Annotated in this window: 23 protein-coding genes and 4 pseudogenes; 21 read left to right on the top strand and 6 right to left on the bottom strand. The window is 46.4% G+C overall.

Annotated features, from left to right (window positions below; translation table 11 throughout):
- Nucleotides 1-14 precede the first annotated feature (14 nt).
- Complete coding sequence (locus NC996_RS19325) at nucleotides 15-1046, top strand: NADP-dependent oxidoreductase (RefSeq protein ID WP_190685279.1); 1032 nt, start codon at nucleotides 15-17, stop codon at nucleotides 1044-1046.
- A gap of 423 nt (nucleotides 1047-1469) precedes the next feature.
- Here the strand turns inward: NC996_RS19325 and NC996_RS19320 are convergent, their stop codons facing one another.
- Both NC996_RS19320 and NC996_RS19315 read right to left on the bottom strand, forming a co-directional pair.
- Entirely contained in the window at nucleotides 1470-2018 is a 549-nt protein-coding gene (locus tag NC996_RS19320; protein WP_190685312.1) for a hypothetical protein, read from the bottom strand.
- Nucleotides 2019-2245: 227 nt separating this feature from the next.
- Nucleotides 2246-2602, bottom strand: a complete 357-nt coding sequence (locus NC996_RS19315; protein WP_190685277.1) for a PadR family transcriptional regulator — start codon at nucleotides 2600-2602, stop codon at nucleotides 2246-2248.
- Between the two features lie 357 nt (nucleotides 2603-2959).
- On the opposite strand from NC996_RS19315, the gene NC996_RS19310 reads away from it, so the two are divergent.
- Both NC996_RS19310 and NC996_RS19305 read left to right on the top strand, forming a co-directional pair.
- Nucleotides 2960-4390 (top strand): HAMP domain-containing sensor histidine kinase, encoded by a 1431-nt coding sequence (locus NC996_RS19310; protein ID WP_199303064.1) that lies wholly within the window; start codon nucleotides 2960-2962, stop codon nucleotides 4388-4390.
- Between the two features lie 720 nt (nucleotides 4391-5110).
- Nucleotides 5111-6394 (top strand): glycosyltransferase, encoded by a 1284-nt coding sequence (locus NC996_RS19305; RefSeq protein WP_190685274.1) that lies wholly within the window; start codon nucleotides 5111-5113, stop codon nucleotides 6392-6394.
- A 91-nt stretch (nucleotides 6395-6485) separates the two neighbouring features.
- Here the strand turns inward: NC996_RS19305 and NC996_RS19300 are convergent.
- A pseudogene (locus NC996_RS19300) lies at nucleotides 6486-6578 on the bottom strand (transposase); the annotation flags it as partial.
- 294 nt (nucleotides 6579-6872) lie between these two features.
- On the opposite strand from NC996_RS19300, the gene NC996_RS19295 reads away from it, so the two are divergent.
- The 3 genes from NC996_RS19295 (at nucleotide 6873) to NC996_RS19285 (ending at nucleotide 9051) form a co-directional block, all read left to right on the top strand.
- Entirely contained in the window at nucleotides 6873-7190 is a 318-nt protein-coding gene (locus NC996_RS19295; RefSeq protein ID WP_190685271.1) for a DUF4278 domain-containing protein, read from the top strand.
- 228 nt (nucleotides 7191-7418) lie between these two features.
- Nucleotides 7419-7754, top strand: coding sequence for an SH3 domain-containing protein (locus NC996_RS19290; RefSeq protein ID WP_190676298.1), 336 nt, complete (start codon nucleotides 7419-7421; stop codon nucleotides 7752-7754).
- A 673-nt stretch (nucleotides 7755-8427) separates the two neighbouring features.
- Nucleotides 8428-9051: an NAD(P)H-binding protein gene (locus tag NC996_RS19285; RefSeq protein ID WP_190685268.1), complete on the top strand. Its 624-nt coding sequence runs from the start codon at nucleotides 8428-8430 to the stop codon at nucleotides 9049-9051.
- A gap of 147 nt (nucleotides 9052-9198) precedes the next feature.
- On the opposite strand, the gene NC996_RS19280 is transcribed toward NC996_RS19285, so the two are convergent.
- Entirely contained in the window at nucleotides 9199-10158 is a 960-nt protein-coding gene (locus tag NC996_RS19280; RefSeq protein ID WP_190685265.1) for an MBL fold metallo-hydrolase, read from the bottom strand.
- 155 nt (nucleotides 10159-10313) lie between these two features.
- Between NC996_RS19280 and NC996_RS19275 the strand changes: the two genes are divergently transcribed.
- The 3 genes from NC996_RS19275 to NC996_RS19265 all read left to right on the top strand — a co-directional run bounded on the left by NC996_RS19275 (nucleotide 10314) and on the right by NC996_RS19265 (nucleotide 11980).
- Nucleotides 10314-10757, top strand: coding sequence for a hypothetical protein (locus NC996_RS19275; RefSeq protein WP_348260010.1), 444 nt, complete (start codon nucleotides 10314-10316; stop codon nucleotides 10755-10757).
- 394 nt (nucleotides 10758-11151) lie between these two features.
- Complete coding sequence (locus NC996_RS19270; protein ID WP_190685262.1) at nucleotides 11152-11439, top strand: hypothetical protein; 288 nt, start codon at nucleotides 11152-11154, stop codon at nucleotides 11437-11439.
- 64 nt (nucleotides 11440-11503) lie between these two features.
- Nucleotides 11504-11980 carry a peptidoglycan-binding protein gene (locus NC996_RS19265; protein WP_190685259.1) on the top strand — a complete coding sequence of 159 codons (477 nt, stop codon included), beginning with the start codon at nucleotides 11504-11506 and terminating at the stop codon, nucleotides 11978-11980.
- 233 nt (nucleotides 11981-12213) lie between these two features.
- On the opposite strand, the gene NC996_RS19260 is transcribed toward NC996_RS19265, so the two are convergent.
- The gene (locus tag NC996_RS19260) at nucleotides 12214-12600 is read right to left on the bottom strand and encodes an MBL fold metallo-hydrolase (protein ID WP_277879742.1); all 387 of its coding nucleotides are present in this window, start codon (nucleotides 12598-12600) and stop codon (nucleotides 12214-12216) included.
- A 238-nt stretch (nucleotides 12601-12838) separates the two neighbouring features.
- On the opposite strand from NC996_RS19260, the gene NC996_RS19255 reads away from it, so the two are divergent.
- The 7 genes and pseudogenes from NC996_RS19255 (at nucleotide 12839) to NC996_RS19225 (ending at nucleotide 17883) form a co-directional block, all read left to right on the top strand.
- Nucleotides 12839-13735 carry an NmrA/HSCARG family protein gene (locus NC996_RS19255; RefSeq protein ID WP_190685255.1) on the top strand — a complete coding sequence of 299 codons (897 nt, stop codon included), beginning with the start codon at nucleotides 12839-12841 and terminating at the stop codon, nucleotides 13733-13735.
- Between the two features lie 211 nt (nucleotides 13736-13946).
- Complete coding sequence (locus NC996_RS19250) at nucleotides 13947-14771, top strand: alpha/beta hydrolase (RefSeq protein WP_190685252.1); 825 nt, start codon at nucleotides 13947-13949, stop codon at nucleotides 14769-14771.
- Nucleotides 14772-14926: 155 nt separating this feature from the next.
- A complete protein-coding gene (locus NC996_RS19245; RefSeq protein WP_190685249.1) occupies nucleotides 14927-15685 on the top strand; it encodes an SDR family oxidoreductase in 759 nt (252 codons plus the stop codon).
- Nucleotides 15686-15806: 121 nt separating this feature from the next.
- Nucleotides 15807-15911 (top strand): annotated as a pseudogene (locus tag NC996_RS19240) (alpha/beta hydrolase); the annotation flags it as partial.
- A 122-nt stretch (nucleotides 15912-16033) separates the two neighbouring features.
- Entirely contained in the window at nucleotides 16034-17041 is a 1008-nt protein-coding gene (locus NC996_RS19235) for an SDR family oxidoreductase (protein WP_190680258.1), read from the top strand.
- A 33-nt stretch (nucleotides 17042-17074) separates the two neighbouring features.
- Nucleotides 17075-17215 (top strand): hypothetical protein, encoded by a 141-nt coding sequence (locus tag NC996_RS19230; protein ID WP_190685245.1) that lies wholly within the window; start codon nucleotides 17075-17077, stop codon nucleotides 17213-17215.
- A complete protein-coding gene (locus NC996_RS19225; RefSeq protein WP_190685243.1) occupies nucleotides 17212-17883 on the top strand; it encodes a glycerophosphoryl diester phosphodiesterase membrane domain-containing protein in 672 nt (223 codons plus the stop codon). Before NC996_RS19230 ends, NC996_RS19225 begins: the two co-directional genes overlap by 4 nt.
- 70 nt (nucleotides 17884-17953) lie before the next feature.
- On the opposite strand, the gene NC996_RS19220 is transcribed toward NC996_RS19225, so the two are convergent.
- The gene (locus NC996_RS19220; protein WP_277879741.1) at nucleotides 17954-18085 is read right to left on the bottom strand and encodes a hypothetical protein; all 132 of its coding nucleotides are present in this window, start codon (nucleotides 18083-18085) and stop codon (nucleotides 17954-17956) included.
- Between the two features lie 44 nt (nucleotides 18086-18129).
- On the opposite strand from NC996_RS19220, the gene NC996_RS19215 reads away from it, so the two are divergent.
- From NC996_RS19215 to NC996_RS19195, 5 genes and pseudogenes are all read left to right on the top strand, one after another.
- Nucleotides 18130-19059 (top strand): NAD(P)/FAD-dependent oxidoreductase, encoded by a 930-nt coding sequence (locus NC996_RS19215; RefSeq protein ID WP_190685240.1) that lies wholly within the window; start codon nucleotides 18130-18132, stop codon nucleotides 19057-19059.
- A 23-nt stretch (nucleotides 19060-19082) separates the two neighbouring features.
- Nucleotides 19083-19850 (top strand): GNAT family N-acetyltransferase, encoded by a 768-nt coding sequence (locus NC996_RS19210; RefSeq protein ID WP_190685237.1) that lies wholly within the window; start codon nucleotides 19083-19085, stop codon nucleotides 19848-19850.
- A 20-nt stretch (nucleotides 19851-19870) separates the two neighbouring features.
- Nucleotides 19871-20062: pseudogene (locus NC996_RS19205) on the top strand (flavodoxin family protein); the annotation flags it as partial.
- Nucleotides 20063-20074: 12 nt separating this feature from the next.
- Nucleotides 20075-20219: pseudogene (locus NC996_RS19200) on the top strand (transposase); the annotation flags it as partial.
- Nucleotides 20220-21264: 1045 nt separating this feature from the next.
- The gene (locus NC996_RS19195) at nucleotides 21265-21861 is read left to right on the top strand and encodes a DUF4278 domain-containing protein (protein ID WP_190685232.1); all 597 of its coding nucleotides are present in this window, start codon (nucleotides 21265-21267) and stop codon (nucleotides 21859-21861) included.
- The last annotated feature ends 256 nt before the right edge of the window (nucleotides 21862-22117 follow it).

Genomic DNA, 22117 nt, shown 5'->3' with positions numbered 1-22117 from the left:
TCAAGGATAAAGCTATGAAAACAGGGATAAATCGGCAGTTACGCTTGGCATCTCGTCCTGTTGGTGACATCAAGGAAAGCGATTTTGAGTATCGGGAAGAACCAATCCCCACCCCTCAACAAGGTGAGATATTGGTACGGACTATCTATCTTTCGCTAGACCCCACCAATCGCATTTGGATGAGCGACATGGAGCAGTATATGCCTCCCGTTGAAATAGGGGAAGTCATGCGCGGTGGTATTATCGGTGTGGTTGAAGAGTCTAAGAATCAAAATTTTAAACAGGGAGATTTGGTTTCGGGTATGCTGGGTTGGCAAGATTATGCGATCGCTGAAGGGAACAGTGGCTTTTCTCTCACGCGACTACCTGACCCTTTGCCCTGTCCGCTCACCACATTTATGGGGCCCCTGGGACTTACGGGTTGCACGGCTTATTTTGGGCTTTTGGATATTGGACAGGCAAAAGTTGGAGAAACTGTGGTTGTGTCAGCCGCAGCAGGAGCAGTTGGTTCCATTGTTGGACAAATTGCCAAGATTAAAGGTTGTCGGGTGGTGGGAATAACTGGCTCTGATGAGAAATGCCGCTGGCTTGTTGAAGAACTTGGGTTTGATGCAGCGATTAACTATAAAACCGTTGACTTGGAAAGCGCAATCGCTCAAGCCTGTCCCAGAGGAATTGATGTTTATTTCGATAATGTTGGTGGTTCTATTCTTGATGCCGTGTTGACAAAAATTAATCTGCACGCACGTATTCCTTTATGCGGTTTAATCTCAACTTATAATGCAACAGAGCCTGTTCCCGGTCCTTATAATTACAGCAAGATTCTGATAAAGCGTGTTCGTGTGCAGGGGTTTATTATCCTCGATTATATTCCCCGATTGTCTGAAGCGATAAGCGACCTTGGACAGTGGCTCAATCAGGGAAAAATTAAATATGCTCTGGAGGTTGTCGAGGGCTTGGAAAATGCACCGAAAGCAATCCTAAAACTTTTCGACGGCAACAAGAAGGGAAAACTGGTCGTTAAAGTCTCAGAGGAACCTAGCTAGTTACGTCTGATTGGCTGTGGAGTTTTTGGAGTGTGGTAGGTGAGGTGCGAGCGCACCTTAATTAAAGAATCCTTGGGCTAATAAACAGCCTAATTATTGAGGCGGATACCAGAGTTGGCCGACGTACCTCCAGCCTGTCTCTTGTTCGAGAAACGCTACAGTGGTCAAGTTTTTTTGCTTAGCCCTTGCCCCAACATTGACTGGACTGATGCCGAAGCGATCGCATAAATCCCGATGGCTAATGCCCTCATCTAGTGGTATGGAAGTAGTAGGTGTGTGCCTGAGAGATTCCGGCTTCGTTCTCAGGCGGCGAATTCCCCCATCTCTGTTCTGATACCAATTTAAATTAGTATTATAGCGATCGCCATATAGATTAGGATGCTGAACGCAAGACGTGTTTCATTGCATAGAATCAGCTCCAGTTCATAGCCTGATTCGGGAACGCCGAAACAGCATAGCAGATCCGATAAACATCATGACGAAAAACGCATTCAGACCCAATACACCCAACACACCTATGGATGCTTCCACCGAGGTCACTTGGGGTTTCTTGATAATTAGTGCAATCATAGGAACCAATGCCTGAGCGAGTGCTGTTGCAAACAACGTACGTGCCATTCCCTGTGGCCGTAAACGCGCGATGGTGGCACCGAGGATTCCAATGGCGAGCACTCCGAAATACATCAGGTTAACAGGGTTGTCCTCAGACCCGATGATACCAACGGCAAGGTTCATCCAGACGAGGAGGAACGCTGCTGCGAGTGCAATGCCGACAGCTACTCGGTACGCCATAGTGCCCCCTTTCCTGGCTACCAGTTCATAGGCGAGACCCGTGCCAAAGATGAGGGTACCAGCGACAATGAAGTCGGTCAAATCCCAGACGACTTGATTGGTAAACAGCATCGCTATCAAGGGCATCAGCAATATGAATGCTGTCCCGAATGCAAGGCAAATAATGTTTTTGTTTTGCATAATGATATATGTTATGTTCTCTCTCATAATTCCCGCGGATGTTTCGACGAACAGCCAAAGAGCATAACCAAATAATCCTTGTCCTTCCTCTGCACGCTCTCGGAGAAGATCGGTGAAAGTTTGCTTCATTTCCTCACCGAAGCGCTCATAGTAAGGCTTCGAGTAGAGGCGAAGCAGTTTTGCATACCAGTTGCGGTATCGTCGTATTAAGCGTTCGTTCATATTTCCTAGGCAAAAGTATTCGGAAAGATCCGTCTTTGTTGAGCAACCATCAGAACTTCGCGGTATCGCTCCAATTCCGCAGCGAGTGCTTTTTTACCGAGCCCGGTGATTCTGTAGTAGATCCGCCGCTCGTCGTCCATTTTTGGGTCTATCTTTTTGTCACTCTCACGTATCAATCCCGCCTCGATCATGCGACCAAGCGAGCCGTAGAGCGTTCCAGGCCCCATCTTTACTTTTCCCTGTGAATCCAACTCGACCTGCTTCATGATTTCATAGCCATGTCTCTCCTGTGTGGAGAGTGCGAGAAGGATATGAAACACAGCTGGGGTAAGGGGTTTATTGGTTGTATTCTTTTTATCCATGCCTCATACTATATCCGTTACGGATATATGTCAATACGATGCTAAAAGTCTGAAAAAATACCACGCTTCACGATAAGTTGCAGCTTTAACTCAAGGGACTTGCATAGGCTAAATGGAATGTCTGTTGAACAATGAGAACAACGAGGTAAATGTCGAGTCAGCGCCTTCATTCGCCTTGAACCCAACGCATTACATTCATTCAAAAGGTGAAACCATGAAACTTTACTATCGCGGTGTTATAGCAGTTGCCAAGGCGATTAGGATTCTTGCCAAATACTGAAACCTTGGTCAGTCAATCTTCTGCCTTGGAGCCTTTAGCTATAAATAATGAGAACTATTCCAATAATGCGTTACAAAATGCCGTTAAATCGATTTGCTAAAACGGTAAGCTCGGTTTTGGCGAGAGTGCAGCAAGCTGGTAACTCAGCCGAATATCAGGCATGGCGGTGTCGCTTCATGTTGAATCGACTCCATTGGTTTGTATGGATTGCTATTATTGCCTGCCTAACCTTTCTCATCTTAGGTTTGTGTATTACATCCGTTCTTAATGCTTCAGATAATCCGAACGAAGCAGTAAGCCAGGAAGAGAATTTAATCGATCTCATGATTTACATTACTATCGAGCTGAGTCTGCTGTTATGCTTAATTTTGCTGAAATCCCCTTGGGCATCTCGTTACCCGAAACGGCTTTTCTTATGCTGTTCTTGGTCAATCACCCTGCTTCCACAAATTCAAGCCACACTGCAAGGAAAGGTCGATCCTGTACTTATCGCTTGGACGATTGTATTTCCGGCACAAGCAACGTTAATTCCTGTAAATTGGCAGCTTCATTTAGTCTCGCAAGTGACAACGATAGGCTACTATTTTTGTGTCAAGCCATTACTGGGTTTGAGTAATCCAGAGGTTGAAAATCCTGTTCTCCATAACATCATAATTTTTGTCTTTTATTTCTGGATTTGCTTGATCTGTGACCTTGGTGTGTGTTTGTACGAACGCTTACACCGCAGTGAGTTTGAATCGAAACGGCAATCACAGGTGTTTTTACATGGCGTTTCTCACGATTTGCGTAACCCCGTGATAGGCACATTAATGGTGCTGAATAATTTACTGCAAAAGCCAGATGCAACGATTGCTATACCCCGCTCGATTTTAGAACGGATGGTGCAAGGGAGCGATCACCAACTTCAACTGATTAACTCCTTACTCGAAGCTCATGCAAATGATGTGCAAGGCATTGTCCTCCACACTGAACTCATTCAACTCAGTGGGTTGGTCAGTTCATCAGTGGCTGACTTAGAACCAATCTTGGAACAAAATCAAGCCATGCTGAAGAATTTAGTGCCTGAAGATTTACCGTTGGTGGCTGCTGATTCAACTCAACTATGGCGCGTTTTTAGTAATCTAATTACAAATGCAATTAAACATAATCCGTCTGGGTTGATGATAACGCTGAGTGCTACAGCCGGATCAAAAATGATACGCTGTAGCATTGAGGATAACGGCGTAGGGATGTCGGAAGAACAATGTAAGCGCCTATTTGAGCTGTACTTTCGTTCTTCCCATATACGAAATTCTTTAGGTTTAGGATTGGGATTGTACTTGTGCCGTCAAATCATCCATGCTCATGGTGGTGAAATTGGAGTTATTAGCTTTCTTGGTACAGGGACAAAATTTTGGTTCACGATCCCAATTAAGAGTTATATAACTACGAATACGACCCCTCGGAGCTTGAATGCTAGAACAGAAGACGGCCCTTTAACAAGTTCGTGGTTCTGGTCACGCTTATAATTTGATTTACCGTAGAGTTACCTATCGTATTGCTCCGAATACAAAGCAGAGTCAAGTTCCTGTACAACCAGTAGCTTATAGATTGATCTATCGAATAATCGTATATTTTGTGAATAAAACTGCACAGGGAGAAGTTAGCGTAGTTACTCAACCTGCAAGCACTTCAAAACTTATAGGTCAGAAGATATAAAAAGGAAGCACATTTAATTTGTACAACTCAATCCTTTCTGATTCTTGAGTTTATTCTGCAATTCCTCATTCGTCAATGATTCCAAGTTTTTGTCTCTCCCAAACTATTTCACAATTTGAGGCTACAACAGAACCTTGACAACTTGATAAATTTTATCTACCCCGGAAAGAGTAACTCGAAGTTTTCCGGTGGGGGTTGAGGAAAAGGCCAAAGCGAATCTTTTTTATAACGAACTGCATCCTTTTGTGCGAATTGCAAATCACTGAATCAAGGCCCTTTTTCCTGAAAAATACCACGCTTCACGATAAGTTGCAGCTTAACTCAAGGAACTTGCATGGGCTAAATGGAATGTCTGTTGAAGAATGAAGACATGATTGAAAGCTAGGTTAACTACTTTGGTGGTCAATCAGACCATCAAGAAAACAAATAGGGCGGTATTTGGAAGCCCAAATCCGGAAGACCGTCTTGCAAGAATCCCTGAGTAAAGCAACCGCTTGAAGATGTGACCGAACCATAGTAAAGGATTTCCAATGAAAGTATTAATTGCATCAACAGCCGGCCTAGGCCATTTGAATCCACTGCTAGCCGTCGCCAACATTCTTATAAAACACAATCACGACGTAGTTGTACAGACGGCACCTAAGTTGAGGCCGATGGTGGAGGCGGCAGGGGTGCCGTTTACTCCGGAGCCTCCGGAAACCAACAGTTCCACTGATGCGATGGCTTTCTTCTTGGAGCTGAAGCAGGCGAAGAATCCAAACCCAGGACTGGAGATGGCAGCCTTCGACCTCGAATATTTCTTCGCGAAAAAGATCGGCGGGCAGGCAGCAGGACTCAAGCAGGCTCTGCAAGACTTTCCGGCGGATGTCATTGTGGCAGATTCGTTGTTCTTCGGTACGCTGCCGATGCTTCTGGGAGCACGCGAGGAACGTCCCGCGATTGTGCATCTGGGCGTTTCGCTACTGAATCTGTTCAGTGCGAGTCTGCCACAACCGGGCATGTCCCAGAAAGAGCAGCTTGCAGAACGTGAGAGACGAGAGCGTGTGTTTCATCAGCCAGCTAAGGCTGGGGTAGATAAGGCCCTAGCCGAACTTGGCTGCGGTCCGCTACCGTTTTCCCCCCAGGAGAGCATGTCTGTGCTGCCCGATCTTTATCTGCAACACGGAATCGAGAGTTTCCAGTATTCGGATGATTCGTCCTCCTCGTCGCCTGTGCATTATATCGGTCTTCTACCGATGCCACCAGGGCAGCCGGCGCTGCCAACGTGGTGGCATGAACTTGATCGGACAAAGCGCCTAGTTCTTGTGACTCAGGGAACGATCGCGAACCGAAATTTCGGGCAACTCATTGGTCCGACGTTGACTGGACTGGCCAAGGAAGAGGACGTGATCGTTCTGGTAAGTACGGGAGGACAACCGATCGAGTCGATTCTTACCGAGATTCCGGCAAATGCCTATCTTGCGTCGTTTCTGCCTTACGAATTGATTATGCAGAGTGTGGATCTGCTGGTCACGAACGGAGGATATGGCACGGTAAATCTGGCGCTGGCGCATGGGATTCCGATAGTCTCGGCAGGGATGACAGAGGACAAGGGGGAGGTATCGGCGCATGTGCAGTGGGCTGGTGTCGGAATCGACCTGAGAACCAATCAGGCAACGGCAGAGGACTTACGTGCAGCGGCCAGAGAAGTTCTCGACAACCCTGTGTATAGTGAGCGGGCAAAAGAGCTGGCGCTGGAGTTCGCGAACCACAACACGGAGATGGAGGTGCTCAGACTGATCGAAGCGTGTGTTCTTGAGCCATCGACCGTTTGAAAAATAGGGTAATGTCAGTAGACCGAAAACTTCTGCGATTGCTCTGCGATGGGAACTCTCTCATCTTCTACCCCTTGTATTTCTTTTCCTAACTGACAGTTACTGGCGGACTTCCCTTGGGAAGTCCACTGAGTCTAATTCCTCTCTCTTCACACCAGGCTCGATTGGAGCGGCTTCGATAAATTATTATCCACCCGTGAAAGGGTAACTCGAAGTTTTCCGGTGGGGTGGGGGTTGAGGAAAAGGGCAAAGTGAATCTTTTTTATAACGGGTTGCATACTTTTGTACGAATTGCAAACCACTGAATCAGTGCCTTTTTTCCTGAAGAATACCACGCTTCACCATAAGTTGCAGCTTAACTCGATGAACTTGCGTGGTTTAAATGGAATGTCTGTTGAAGAATGAGAACAACAATGTCGAGTCAGCACCTTCGTTCCCCTTGAACCCAACCTATTACATTTATTCAAAAGGTGAAACCATGAAACTTCACTATCGCGGTGTTAGCTACGAATACGACCCCTCGAAGCTTGAAAGCCAAAACCGAAGACAGCCTTTTAAGCAAGTTCGTGGCTCTGGTCCCGCTTATAATTTGATTTACCGGGGGGTTACCTATCGATTCGATCCGAATACAAAGCAGAGTGAAGTTCCTGTACAACCACTAGCTTATAGATTGATCTATCGAGGAATCACCTACTTTGTGAATAAAACTGCACAGGGAGAAGTTAGCGTAGTTACTCAACCTGCAAGCACTCCAAAACTTATCAAGTCGGAAGATACAAGAAGGAAGCACATTTAATTTGTACAACTCAATCCTTTCTGATTCTTGAGTTTATTCTGCGATTCCTCCTTCGTCAAGGATTGCAAGTTTTTTTCTCTACCGAACTGTTTCATAAGTTGAGGCTAATCAAATGACTCATATTCTCCATCTTGATGCCAGTTCCCGTGGAGATTGCTCAGTCTCCGGCACCCTTGCAAAAGAGTCTATCTCAGATTAACAAGCTGCTCATCCAAACGAGGTAAAATCATGCTTAAATTCAACTTAAAACTGACTGCCTTAGCATTTTTAACACTAATTGCAGCTAACTCCACGGTGCCAGCCGTTGCTACTCAAGTTCAAAGCCCAGCCGAACAACTATGTCGGCTAAGACCAGGTATTAAACCTGTTTGCACAGTGTTGGTAACTGCCCCAAATGGAGTCGTCATCCGCTCTGGCCCTGGTTCTAATTATCGAAGAATTGGTGTCATCCCTTACCAACATGATGTCAACGTCAGAGTAACCTCCTCTTCTGGCAAATGGGTAAAGCTTGCTGCTCGTCCTGGTTGGATTCATTATCGCTACCTGCAAATGGCTGGGGACTGAAATACGCTCTCGTGGGGAAGAAAGAGCGAAGCTGTCACCAGGGGCAATCTAGCTCGAAACGCTTGCCCTTGTCAGTGTGACTTACTCCCTTCCCGCCAGAAAAATATTTATTCCGGGAGTGGCTCAAACGCGATTGCTAAAGCAGCTAGCGGTGGGATGTTTTAAGTACAAATACTTAAAATTTGGGCAGGGAAGCAGGGGGTCTCTAATCGCCAACAGACTGCGCTGAGTCCATCTGTTGTCCCTGATAATTAGTTAATCAGTGTGAGAACTTAGAGAGAGAGTAGCTTTCCAGCAATGACGAGCCGTAGTGAAAAGTTACGTCAAATTCCATCGGATTGGGACTTATGGCAAAAGCTATATCCAGATGCTGTCGTTAGAATCATAGAGCACGCCGCAACCGCAGAGTAAAGAAGCTGGCTGTGCCGCAAAAACTTTTGAAAGACAAAAGATCCGTTTACTTGTCCTGTCCACTCTGTCATCGTTCTCTCCAGGTTCCGATAACTCAAGGAGTAGTGGCAATACCACCAAACATTCAGCAAAGATGACATTAGGCAAAAAGTGCTGTCATTTCTAGAGAAGGAGTAGGTATAGCAAGCAATGAGGGCAGTTTTAGGCTTCTCACCTTAACCATTGACCTAATATTTGCGATACACCCCAAAGAGGTAACACAATGAATGTCTTAGTGATTGGAGCGGCGGGCAAGACCGGAAGACAAGTGGTGGAGCAGGCCGTTGCCGCCGGCCACACTGTGACAGCCTTCATCCGCGATAGTGCTCAATACAACGCCCCGCCTAACGTTCGCGTTCTCACTGGGGATGCAACCGACCAAGCGACAATGTCCCACGCGACAGCTGACCAAGACGCTGTGATCGATACAGTCGGCGGCAAGACGCCGTGGCGGAAGACGGAGATCGAACAACGGGTTGCTCGCGCTGTCGTCGCAGCCGCAAAGAAGCACGGCACACGCCGGATCATCGCGATCTCGGCTTTGGGTGTGGGGGACAGCACGGCGCAGGCAACACTACTGTTCCGGCTGCTGCTGCTGCCCACCTTCCTGCGTGGATCTACAGCGGATAAGGCTGCCATGGAACGGGAAATCGCACAGGCAGGAATCCCCTATGTGCTAGTTCGCCCCGCCGTGTTGAATGACCAGCCCGCTGTCGGCTCCGTGCGCGTGCTTGCAGGTGTAGAGAAGGGCCGACAGGTAACCCGCGCCGATCTGGCCACGTTCGTCATAGAGCAGTTGACCAAGGACATGTATGTGAATCGAGCCGTTACGATTGCCAACAGCTAACATGGCGTGCTCATTGACATGTTCCCTCTTACCCGACCTGAGAACTCTTAAGCCCCCCTCTTTTTCAAGGGGGGTCGGGGGATCTAACGATAAATAGCGGAATATCTGGACGCTTCGATGTCTTATTCTTTTTGCGGCGCAACCTCATCATTCACGCCAGCGATAGTCCACAGGCACCCAAGCATAGCCCTGATTGTCTGCACGAATATGACCGATTCCTGGGAAAGAGACATGGGCAGCTGCGACGAGACGACGGGATCTTTCTGCATCGGCAAATTGTTTTGCCCGTTGCGCTGCTGCGGCATTAGGATCAACGTCAAAGTCGATCGTGATTTCGGGCTTCGGAAATTGAACCGAGGCGACGTGCACAATATCGCCCCAAAACTCGATGCTCTCGCCTTGGCTTTCCACCAAGAAGAAACTGTGTCCGGGTGTATGTCCTGGTGTGGGGCGTGCGGTAATTCCAGGTAGAATCACCGTCTCACCCGAAAACGGCTTCAGCTTGCCCATATCCAGATAGGGTTTGACTATCTTAACTGCTTCGTTGAAATATCTTTGATAGTCTGGCGATCGCTTTGCATTAGCAGGGTTAAGCCAAAAATCAATATCGGGTTTGGCGACATAGATCGTAGCAGCAGGAAACATGGGTTGACCACCTACAACCAAACCACCGCTGTGATCGGTATGGATATGAGTAATGAGAACAATATCGATCTCATCGGCTGTATAGCCTGCTGCCTGCAATGACCTTGGTAGCTTGCCGCCTAGTTCCCCAAACAATTCTCCTGAACCTGTGTCTACTAATACCTGCTTGTCTCCAGTATCGATGAGAAAGACATTGATCGAAGCTTCAACAGGGTTTTTAAGGAAACTTTGATGCAGTAGGCGATCGATTTCTGCCTGGTTCGTATTGGTCAGGATGGGATGCAGATCCAGTGGCACTGTGCCGTCGCTGAGGGCGGTAATTGTGAAATCGCCTAACTTGAATTGATAGACACCCGGCACTTGAGGTTTTACCGTTTTCTCTGCGGTAATTCCCGGAAACATAATTGAGGTTGCAATAATTAACCCTGCGGTGATAAGAGCTATGGCAAATCTAAAAAACATATTCGAGATATCCCAGTAGTGATTGAAAATTGATGCAACATAAACTTAGTTTGTAAAACTTCACCCATTTGCACTACTCAAGATCCGCTAATTAAGCGACAAGTTAAAGCGATTTTCCACTGGAGAGACTGGAGCATTACAGCCTAGCGATGATTATGCTAGTGCTCCTAATGCTCCCAATGTTGTTTTTAGAGCAGTTGTCAACCCCGTTGCGCCTTGAATATTCAATTGAAGTTGCCAGGGGGGACACGACCATGCTGGAAATCGCTGCTGCGTTCAGCCGTGTTTTAGGAAAAACCGTCCAATACCAACAAATTCCGTTTGAAGCGTTTGAGCAGCAAATTGGAGAGGAATTAACTATCACGTTCAGCCGTGTTTTAGGAAAAACCGTCCAATACCAACAAATTCCGTTTGAAGCGTTTGAGCAGCAAATTGGAGAGGAATTGACTATCATGTATCGCTGGTTTGAGAACGTCGGCTACGCAGCGGATTTAGTACAGTTGAAACGTGACTTTCCTGCACAAACCAACTTTGAATCTTATTTGCGCGACCACGACTGGCAGAACCAGCCAGAAGCACGTCTGATGTCGGGTCGATGATTCTTTGAAACCACTAAATATAAGAGACAGCCACTGAATCAGGGTCTTTTTTCCTGAAAAATCCCACGCTTGACGATAAGTTGCAGCTTAACTCAAGGAACTTGCGTGGGCTAAATGGAATGTCTGTTGAAGAATCAGAACAACGAAGTAAATGTCGAGTCAGCGCCTTCGTTCGCATTGAACCCAACCCATAGCGATTCAGGAAGAATCCCATGACACAGTCAATCAACGCAGAACGACTTATTTTCTGAAGAAGATTATGGGGACTCTACTACTCTATCTTCTTCAGCCCTGGTGGATATTCATCTCTAGAATCTCTGCTAGCGATCGCACCTCCTTACTGATCATCGAATATATCGACTAACCAACCACATTTACAGCAAGGAAACTAATCATGAGATTTAACTCTCATTGCATCGTCCAAGCCGTTCTGCTCTCTATCGCTTTTCTCAGCGTTCTCAGTTTCACCCTTCTCTTCCAGCTTCCAGTCTCAGCCCAATCTGCCTCTCAGATTGCTCCTCAGATTGAGCAAATTGGCGAAGGCCAAGGAGATGTTCCACCTGCTTACCGCTTAGTTATCAGCGACTCCGAAAACATTGTCTATGTTTACTGCCCAGGAAACTATGCACCTAAGCTCGACTACCTCCGCAATGTAAAAGCACTGCAATGCGAACCAATGTAAGAGAACTCAGCTCATTCAATTGATTCGTCAACCACTCACAACTACAACTTTAAGGAGAATTTCCATGTCTACTACCACTCAACAGAAACCTGTCATTATTTTGCAACAAGGGTCAATTGGGGCAGAAGTTACCGATTTACAATACATTCTGCAAATACGCAAGTTCACTGCCAACGCGCCTGATGCTCAGTTCGGCCCCGTGACTAGAGCAGCAGTGATTCGCTTTCAGCAATCCAAAAATCTAGTAGCTGATGGCATTGTCGGAGCAGCAACCTGGACTGCAATGGGATATACTTGGCCAGAAAATCAGCCTGGAGTTTTCTTGCGAGAAGGGGATAGCAGCAATGCTGTGCAACGGATGCAGCAAGCGCTGTTAACAAAAAGATTCAGTTTGGGGTTGGCTGATGGTATTTTTGGCTCCAAAACCAAAGCTGCCGTGATTCAGTTACAGAAGAATGGTGACGGAGAACGCCTTTCCAATACTCAAGGAGTCGTTGGTCCCATAACCTGGGGCATCATCATGGACCTCAAAGTGCCTTAGTTAGAGATTATTGTCAGCTCTGATCTAAGTATCCTTTGCATAGATACCTTAATATGATGCGATCGCTTGATAGTAGGCGATCGCATTTCCATATTTAGCCTGATGACCCAGTTCACGTATGATCCCCTCAATTACCCCCCTTCTGTCACTCCTGCTAGAGAATAGCTAAAAGCCCCAAACTTCGTTGGGTGCTGCTTGGGTGTACGGATGGAAACAATGCTTCAACAGCACTGCTATTTATTGTTTTCCGAGAGTGACAGAAGGGGGTTACCCATATCCAGATAGGGTTTGACTGTCTTAACTGCCTCGTTGAAATATCTTTGATAGTCTGGCGATCGCTTTGCATTGTCAGGGTTAAGCCAAAAATCAATATCGGGTTTGCCGACATAGACCGTAGCAGCAGGAAACATGGGTTGACCACCTACAACCAAACCACCACTGTGATCGGTATGGATATGAGTAATGAGAACAATATCGATCTCATCGGCTGTATAGCCTGCTGCCTGCAACGACCTTGGTAGCTTGCCGCCTAGTTCCCCAAACAATTCCCCTGAACCTGTGTCTACTAACACCTGGTTGGCTCCAGTATCGACGCGATCACGACTGGCAAAACCAACCAGAAGCGCGTCCGATGTCGGGTCGATGATTCTTTGAAACCACTAAATATAAGAGACAGCCACTGAATCAGGGTCTTTTTTCCTGAAAAATCCCACGCTTGACGATAAGTTGCAGCTTAACTCAAGGAACTTGCGTGGGCTAAATGGAATGTCTGTTGAAGAATGAGAACAACGAAGTAAATGTCGAGTCAGCGCCTTCGTTCGCATTGAACCCAATCCATACCGATTCAGGAGGAATCCTATGCCACAGTCAATCAACGCAGAACGACTTATCTTAGTCACCGGCGCTACAGGCAATCAGGGAAGCGCGATCGCCCGTCATCTTTTGCAACGCGGCAATTTCAAGGTTCGCGCCTTGGTGCGTGACCCAAACAAGCCTGCATCTCTTGCCCTCCAACAAGCAGGCGCAGAACTCGTAGTCGGAGATCTCAACGATCGCGCTTCCCTCGATCGCGCTTTGCAAGATGCCTACGGTGTTTTTTCGCTACAGATCTTTCAAGATGGATTAGACACCGAAATCCGTCAGGGCAAAGCGGTTGCAGACGCGGCGAAAGTGGCGGGCATCCAGCACTTCGTCTACAGTTCGGTGGGTAGCGCCGAACGCAACACAGGTGTTCCGCATTTCGACAGCAAGTTTCAAGTCGAAGAATATATCCGAGCCAGCGAGTTGCCCTACACAATCCTGCGACCCGTTTTCTTTTTCTACAACTACAACATGATGCGCCCGATGGTTGAGACCGGAACGCTCTTTCAGCCATTGAGTCCTGAGACGAAGTTGCAGCAGCTTTCTGAAGAAGATTATGGGGAGATGGTCGCTGATGTATTTGATCGCCCCGCAGACTTCATGAACCGCGAAATTGAACTTGCCAGTGTGGACATGACCATGCCGGAAATCGCTGCTGCGTTCAGCCGTGTTTTAGGAAAAACTGTCCAATACCAACAAATTCCGTTTGAAGCGTTTGAGCAGCAAATTGGAGAGGAATTGACTATGATGTATCGCTGGTTTGAGAACGTCGGCTACGCAGCGGATTTAGAACAGTTGAAACGTGATTTTCCTGCACCGACGGACTTTGAATCTTATTTGCGCGACCACGGCTGGCACAACCAACCAGAAGCGCATCCGATGTCGGGTCGATGATTCTTTGAAACCACTAAATATAAGAGACAGCCACTGAATCAGGGTCTTCTTCCTGAAAAATACTAAGCTTCACCATAAGTTGCAGCTTAACTCAAAGAACTTGCGTGGTGTAAATGGAATGTCTCTTGAAGAATGAGAACAACGAGGTAAATGTCGAGTCAGCGCCTTTGTTCGCCTTGAACCTAACCCATAGCGATTCAGGAGGAATTCCATGAGCACAATCACAACGCAAGATGGCACACAGATTTACTACAAAGATTGGGGTACAGGACAACCCGTTGTCTTCAGCCACGGTTGGCCTTTGAATTCTGATAGTTGGGAAGCTCAAATGCTGTTTCTAGCAGACCACGGGTTTCGGGCGATCGCTCATGACCGTCGGGGGCATGGGCGATCGAGCCAACCGTGGAACGGAAACGAGATGGATACCTATGCTGACGACCTGGCGACGCTGATTGAAACGCTAGACCTGAGCGGAGCTACCTTAATTGGTTTCTCTACAGGTGGCGGTGAAGTTGCCCGCTACATCGGTCGCCACGGCACAGCGCGAGTTGCAAAAGCCGCACTGATCTCGGCTGTGCCGCCACTGATGCTGAAGACAGAGAATAATCCTGACGGGCTACCGATCGAGGTATTCGATGGGCTTCGCGCTGGCTCCCTGGCTGACCGATCGCAGCTCTACAAAGATCTCGCTAGCGGTCCCTTCTTCGGCTTCAACCGTCCGGGTGCTAACGTCTCCCCCGGCATGATTGACTGGTTCTGGTTTCAGGGAATGCAGGCGGGACACAAGAACGCCTTCGACTGTATCAAAGCATTTTCTGAAACCGACTTCACAGAAGACCTCAAAAAGTTTAATGTGCCAACGCTGATTATTCATGGTGATGATGACCAGATTGTGCCGATTGGGGCGGCTGCGATCGCAGCCGCCAAACTGGTGAAGCATTCCACCCTGAAGATCTATCCCGGCGCACCCCACGGTTTAACCGACACGCACAAGGAACAACTCAACAACGACCTTTTATCGTTCCTAAAGGACTGACACCGGACGTTGAGGTGAGACATCTTTCTCAGAGTAGCGAGTCTGGGTTGGCAACGTTGGTGGAGGAGATTAAACAGTTGGGTGGAGAAGCGATCGCCACGAGAAACTGGAACGTTTAACCTTTCACTCGTATCAACTTTAAAGCAGAGGTAAGAATGATCACACTTGAGAACAAAGTCGCTTTAGTCACTGGAGCCACGTCAGGAATCGGTAAAGCAACTGCTCTCGCACTGGGAACCGCAGGTGCAAAGGTTGTTTTTTCAGGCAGACGCGACCCAGAAGGAGAGGCAACCGCTGCAATGATTCGTCATGCTGGCGCTGAATGTTTATTTGTACGTTCAGATGTATCGAGTGAGGAAGATGTCAAAGCGTTAGTTCAGAAGACAATTGAGACTTACGGACGCCTCGATTGTGCCTTCAATAATGCAGGGATTGATCTACCTCCAAAACCCCTGCATGAACAATTGATCGAAGACTTTGACAAACTCATGGCAATCAACGTGCGGGGACTCTTTTTGTGTATGAAACATGAGATTGGGCAAATGCTGTCTCAAGGATCTGGAGTGATTGTCAACAACTCCTCAGTCGGAGGTTTAGTTTCGTTTCCAGGGGTATCTATTTACAGCGCGAGTAAACATACGGTCATGGGGCTGACACGAGGGGCAGCGCTCGACTATGCCAAACAGGGTATTCGGATCAATGCGATTAATCCTGGCTTGATTGCGACTGAGATGACGGATCGCTTCACTGACAAGTTGGGCAGCACGGCAGATGCTTTAGCGTCTATGGTGCCAATGGGACGCATGGGTCAGGCAGAAGAAATCGCTCAAGCCGTGGTTTTTCTCTGCTCTGATGCTGCCAGCTACATTACTGGCCAACCTCTAGTCGTAGATGGCGGATTCACAGCAAGCTGATCAAGACAATCAAAATCAGGACTACTATCTCGTCGAGGAGGCGTGGAGCAGTTTCCGCCAAATCCGTTGACGAAAACCCTGAAACTGCCAACAACTAATCCTCTCGCTAGCGACAGTCGGAGTGAAGCATTCCATCCTAAAAGTGTATCTAGGCGCACCCCACGGTTTTACAGATACGCACAAGGAACAACTCACCAACGACCTTCTATCGTTCCTCAAGGACTGACACTAGACGTTGCTGTGAGACATCTTTCTCAGAGGGATGAACCCCGGTTTAAGCATTGGCAATTATTCGCCGCAAGCATTGTGGACTGTATTCAAAGAAATTCAATTTTAGGAGTAGAACCCATGAAATTAAAGCCTATCAGTCAGCAAGTAGTCGCCATCGTTGGCGCTTCTAGTGGAATTGGCAGAGAGACAGCCCTGCGGTTTGCCAAAAGAGGCGCAAAGGTTGTTGTTGCTGCTCGTAGCGAGTCTGGGTTGGCAACGTTGGTGGAGGAGATTAAACAGTTGGGTGGAGAAGCGATCGCTGTCATTGCCGATGTCAGCGAATTTGAACAGGTGAAAGCGATCGCCGATCAGACCATTGCCACTTACGGACGACTCGATACCTGGGTACATCTATCTGGAACCAGCATCGTTGCACCGTTTGACCAAATCACACCGGAGGAATTTAGAAGAGTCATTGATGTCAACCTGAATGGACAGGCCTATGGCGCAATGGTGGCTCTACCGCACCTCAAAAAAGAGGGAGGTGGCGCACTCATTCATGTTTCCTCATTAGCAGCAAGAGTTCCGTTTCCATTACAAAGTCCCTATGCAGCTTCCAAGCACGGCGTAGCAGGCTTTTTAGATTCCATGAGAATTGAATTGCAGTACCAGAAACAGCCGATCAGCGTCACTAATGTGATGCCCGCCATCACGAATACACCCATTTTCAACAAAATTCGGACGAAGCTGGGAGTAGCGCCTGCTGGATTACCGCCTTACAACAAACCCAGCACCGTTGCTGATGCCATTTTATATGTGGCTGAGCATCCTACCCGTGACTTTGTTGTGGGTGATATGGGGCGAGTATTAGAGATGCTGCAACGCATTGCCCCGTCGATTATCGATCGCTTATTTCTCCAGGTTGGCTTTACCGCTCAACTGACAGGTGAGCCAAAATCGGCAGATGCACCCGACAACCTATATGCCCCAATTTCTGGTTACGACACCGTAGAGGGCGACTTTGGTAAGTTGAGTGTACCCAGCTTCACGGATTGGCTAGATAGAAACCCGCCGTTTAAGTGGGGTGCGCTCACAGTAGTTGCTGCCTGCGGATTGATTGCCATGCTGGGGGGTATTTCAGGCTAAAAACCGTGTTGTTATGGTGTCGCAACTGAAGGCATGACGATTGGTTCCACGCTGATTGACCCCTGTAGCGTTGGCTCCCTGCGGTTGCGATCGCCTAACCCACTCGATGGTAGGTTCCAATTTTCTCTTACTGCCAACTCAATGCCGACAACATTTTGGAGAGAACGATTATGAAAGGTTACGGGTCAACGGGGCTTGAAGGCATACTTCAGAAAAGCTACACAGTTAAGATTAGCGAGTACATTGGCAGCGGCTGGAAAACGTTCAAGAAAAATCCTGCTGGGTTTGTTGGCTTTACACTTGTGTTTTTCTTGATTAACCTTGCGATCGCCATAGTTAGCCAATCTGTCCCTCTGGAGGCATTCATCAGCCTCTTAATTTCTGCTCCTTTAAATGCAGGATTTTTAATCGTGGCATTTAAACTTTTGAAAAATCGAGCCACAACGTTTGGTGATTTCTTCAGGGGTTTTAATAACTACCTGCCGCTTTTCCTGGTCAGTATCGTTTCTAGCGTGGTCATTGGTATTGGATTGTTACTGCTTCTCATTCCGGGTCTTTATCTGGCAGTCGCCTACATCTTTGCACTGCCCTTAGTACTTGAAAAGAAGATGAACTTCTGGGATGGGATGGAGTTTAGCCGCAAGCTGATTTCCAAAAATTGGTTCTCTTTCTTTGGCTTTGCTTTTGTATTGGTACTACTAAATCTAGCGGGTGTTTTGCTGCTGGGTGTGGGTCTGCTAGTGACGATTCCGCTCAGTGTTTGCGCGATTGCTGCCGCCTATGCAGACATCGTGGGTTTACCACCTAGCAGTTCTGATTTTAGAAGTGGGATTAGTACCTGAGTGCCTTTGCTGGGCAAAGCTGCTTGAAGAAAGTGGATAGTTTTTGACCAATCGCCTTCTTCATCTTCTCTCAAGAGAGAACCCTGTAGATGCTTGTGGAAGGTTTTTCTTTGGCATGACGATCGGTTCCACGCTGATTGCCCCCTGTAGCATTGGCTCCAGGCAGTTGCGATCGCCTAACCCACTCGATGTTAGGTTCCAATTTTCTCTTACTGCCAACTCAATACCAACAACGTAGAACAAGCTATGAACGTTAACTTACGGACTGATGTTTTTGATGTCATCATCGTCGGTGGCGGTCCAGCCGGTTTGACTGCTGCCTTGATGCTCGGACGAGCCTGCAAACGAGTCTTGGTCTGTGATGCTGGAAAGCCACGCAATCAAGTTGCCCATGCTGCCCATGGTTTCTTTTCTAGAGATGGAATTTCACCTGCACAACTGCTGCAAATTGGACGAGAGCAATTGCGTTCTTATGATGGTGTTGAAATTCAGGTGGGTGAAGTGGTCGATGCTCAAAAATTGGGCGATCACTTTCAAGTGACCCTGAGTGATGGCAACCAATTTGTCGGTCGCAAACTACTGTTAGCTACGGGTATGAAAGATTCACTTCCGGCAATTGATGGATTCGCAAAACTCTGGGGTAGCAGCATTTTCCACTGTCCTTACTGTCATGGTTGGGAAGTGCGAGATCAACCTTTAGCGATTTATGGCAGAGGTGAGGTAGGACTTGAAATGACATTCAGGCTGACCGGCTGGAGCCGCGATTTAGTGCTCTGTTCAGATGGTTCTGCCGAATTAACTCATGAGCAACGACAGCAGTTATCAAATTGGGGAGTTGAGCTACGCGAAGAAAAAATTGCTCGACTCGAATATCAAGACGACAAACTAACAGGGATCGTCTTTACGAACAATGAAGTACTGCCCCGTCGCGGTATATTGCTGCGCCCTCCATCGTATCAGCACAGCCATCTAGCTACAAAGTTAGGTTGTAAATTTGGCACAAATGACATTGTACAAGTGGATGAGACTAAGCAAACCTCGATTCCTGGACTCTATGCGGTGGGCGATGTGTCTAGTCCTTATTCACAGATCGCCGTAGCAGTAGCAAGTGGGACACTCGCTGCTGTTTCCATCAATCACACTTTGACTGAAGAAAATCTGGTTCAACTTAGGTAATCAGCGATAAGGAGCTATGAGTCATGTTAAAGTCCGAGACTTTTGCATCAAATCAACAATTTATTAATGCTTGGAGTTACTTCGCCAGTACATGTCCTGAAGGAGAAGTTTTAGAAGCAAATGAGTTAGTCATCACCTGGAGCGGTACAGATAATTTCTTTATCAATGCTGTCTTTTTTACTGAATCTGTCCGTGACGAGGTTGAGCTAGAAACAAAAATAAAAATGGCTTATGATTATGCTAAAAAGCGCAATCAGCCCTGGTGGATGATAGTCGCTGAAGACTCGATACCAGAGTTCCTTAGTCCTCAGCTCGATGAAGTCTTTGCTCGACAGGGGCTTGTTCCCTTACTCAGGATGGCTGGTATGGCTACTGAGCAACTGCTTCCTTCAACAAGACATAGTTCAAAATTAAACTATGTTAGTGTGAATAACTTGGAGATGAGACGAGCTGTCGCTGACATTAATGTGATTAGTTCTAATCTTCCTCTTGCACCTTTTCGCGAAATTTTAGAAACGGTATTTGGTACACTGGGTTTTGTGGAAAATCAACCCGTATCAACGGCGATAACGTTTCTGATAAACGATGAATTTTATCTAGGATTGGTTGCAACGTTACCGGATTATAGAAATCAGGGTTATGCTGAAGCCGTTATTCGGCACTCTTTAGAACAGGCAGAGCAACGCTATGGCAAAAAACGTACTGCTTTACATGCAACTCCTGCTGGCTTTCCGGTATATCAAAGAATGGGCTATCAACCAACTGCTTATTTTAGGACTTATACCTGTTGAAGTGAAAGGAAGGACATACTGTTCAAGTTTCCGATCTCTACCAAATGAAGTGGAAAGCGATTACAGATCAACAGGACTTCTTTCATCTTCAAGGCACAGAACGCTTCAGCTACATTCGTGAATTTAAACAAGCTTTTGCAGACTACACTCAAGCGACTGACATTGAAGTAAAACAAGAGAAATTGTTGTGGGCGGATGCTGTCATTTTTTAATTTGCAATATGGTTGTTCTCTATGCCTGCGTATTCACCGGCCTTCAATAAGATTGAGCGATGCTGGTCTTGGCTTAAAAGTCGAATTCGCAAGCAACTCGACCAGGCAAGATTGTCTACGCGATGCAATGGAGCATGTCCTACACCTAGCGTCCTAACCGCTCTGGCGGTTGCTATAATTCTGCTGCACTGGAGCGAATTCAGGGAACGATTACAGACAAGACTGATTCACATTCAATGCAGTAAGAACTAGTTAGGTAAAATTCTTGTTTGAGCAGCGTTTTTCTAGGTGTTTGCTCTAAATACGGACAAAAATTGCAAAATTCTAAAACAGTTAAGATTGTAGCTTTCGATATTAAATAAAAGTAGTTGATAACTCAGCAAAGTTAACTACTTTTACTCGGAAAAAAGCAATCAAAAACAGGGCAAGAAATTTTATCGGCACCATACCTGCCAAAGTACGTTCGCAGGATTTTGCGAAGTGCAGTAATTTGGAATGTATTAAACGTCAGTTTGCTTAAGGACGTTAAGGATTAATAATAGACTGAAATGACGCAAACACAGTTAAAAAACAGCTGAATTCCATGACCGTAGAAGGCGGATCTCAGTTTATCCCGAACTCACGCTACTCAATTTTTGGCAGGACTCTTTTCATTTAACTAGCGATAATTTCCCAATAATTTCTGATAAGCCTGGTGTTTTTTCTGTGTCTATAGCTATTGCTTAGGCTTTGTACATAACTTCTGCTTAAATTACATCTTAACTAGAAAAAGTCGAGTGGATTGCATTGAATAGAAGTTCTAGAAATAGGGTAGAAGAAAAGCAAGTTAGCATTAACAAAGCCTGACTCAACTTTCATGTGTTTGGCAAGAAAATTATACCTAAAACCTGATCCTCAAGCTTCCTTTTAGATTTCCGAGCAACAAATCTATCAAATAAAAGGAATTCCATTATGAATTATGCAGCTTTTCAGAAATATGAGTTTCCCTCCAGTCCGCAGAATATTGCATCCAAAACTCCTAAAAAAAGAAGGCTGACAGCTCAGTGGCTAACTGTAGATGCAAGTTTATTTGCAATTGTATTACTTCTGAGAAGTGACATAAATCACTTTTTCAAGATTAGAAATTGAGTCTAGTAGACCTTCAAATAAGGAAATTTTTTCCTGAAGAAACTCCCCCATTACATTCTCTCAAGAGTGAAAACATGAAGCTTTACTATCGTGGTGTGTGCTACGAACACGACCCCTCAAAGGTTGAAAGCAGGAAGAGAGGACAGCCCTTTAAGCAAGTTCGTGGCTCTGGTCCCGCTTATAATCTGATTTACCGTAGAGTTACTTATCGTATCCATCCGAATGCGAAGCAGAGTGAAGTTCCTGTACAACCAGTAGCTTATAGATTGATGTATCGAGGCATCGCCTACTTTGTGAATAAAACTGCACAGGGAGAAGTTACCGTAGTTACTCAGCCTGCAAGCACTTCAGAACTTATCATGTCAGAAGATAAATACCATAATGCCTCTAAGACACGAGATGAATTCTTGTACGATCTCAATCTTTTAGGTTTATGGTCAGAATGTGGCAGTAATTGGAGTTCGACTGTTAAAGGAAAAATCCAAGCCGCTACCAACGAACCCATAGTACAAGAGGAACCTAACCTAACAAATAAAATAGTCTTGTTTGGAGCTTTAACGGTTCTTGCCTTACTGATTGCAGCTACGTGGATGCAGGCTCCAAAAATTCATCAAGTAATGCAAGAGGCAGGCAAAACTTCGATTGAACAACTGATTCTCAGATACTACTGAGAAGTTGAAAGATTCTCATGAGTAATTGATGGGCTTTCCGCTAGTGCAAAGTGCAATTTGCGATTAAGCGAGCGCGAAGATTAGGCCTACTAGCTTCCTACGTAGACAGCACAATTCGCTCGCTCAGATTACCTCAAGGGGCGTTCACCTTTGTCGGTAAAACGTTGTTACACAAGGAAGTGGATTTATATTCTTTTACTAAGTCTTTAAAGGTTTACTGAACTGATCGCCTTAACTCAGTGTTTAACTCAAAGAA

The sequence above is a fragment of the Trichocoleus sp. ST-U2 genome (genome assembly GCF_039961875.1).
In the GTDB taxonomy this organism is placed as follows: Bacteria; Cyanobacteriota; Cyanobacteriia; order Cyanobacteriales; family FACHB-T130; genus FACHB-T130.
This window is presented reverse-complemented; position numbering and strand designations above follow the sequence as displayed.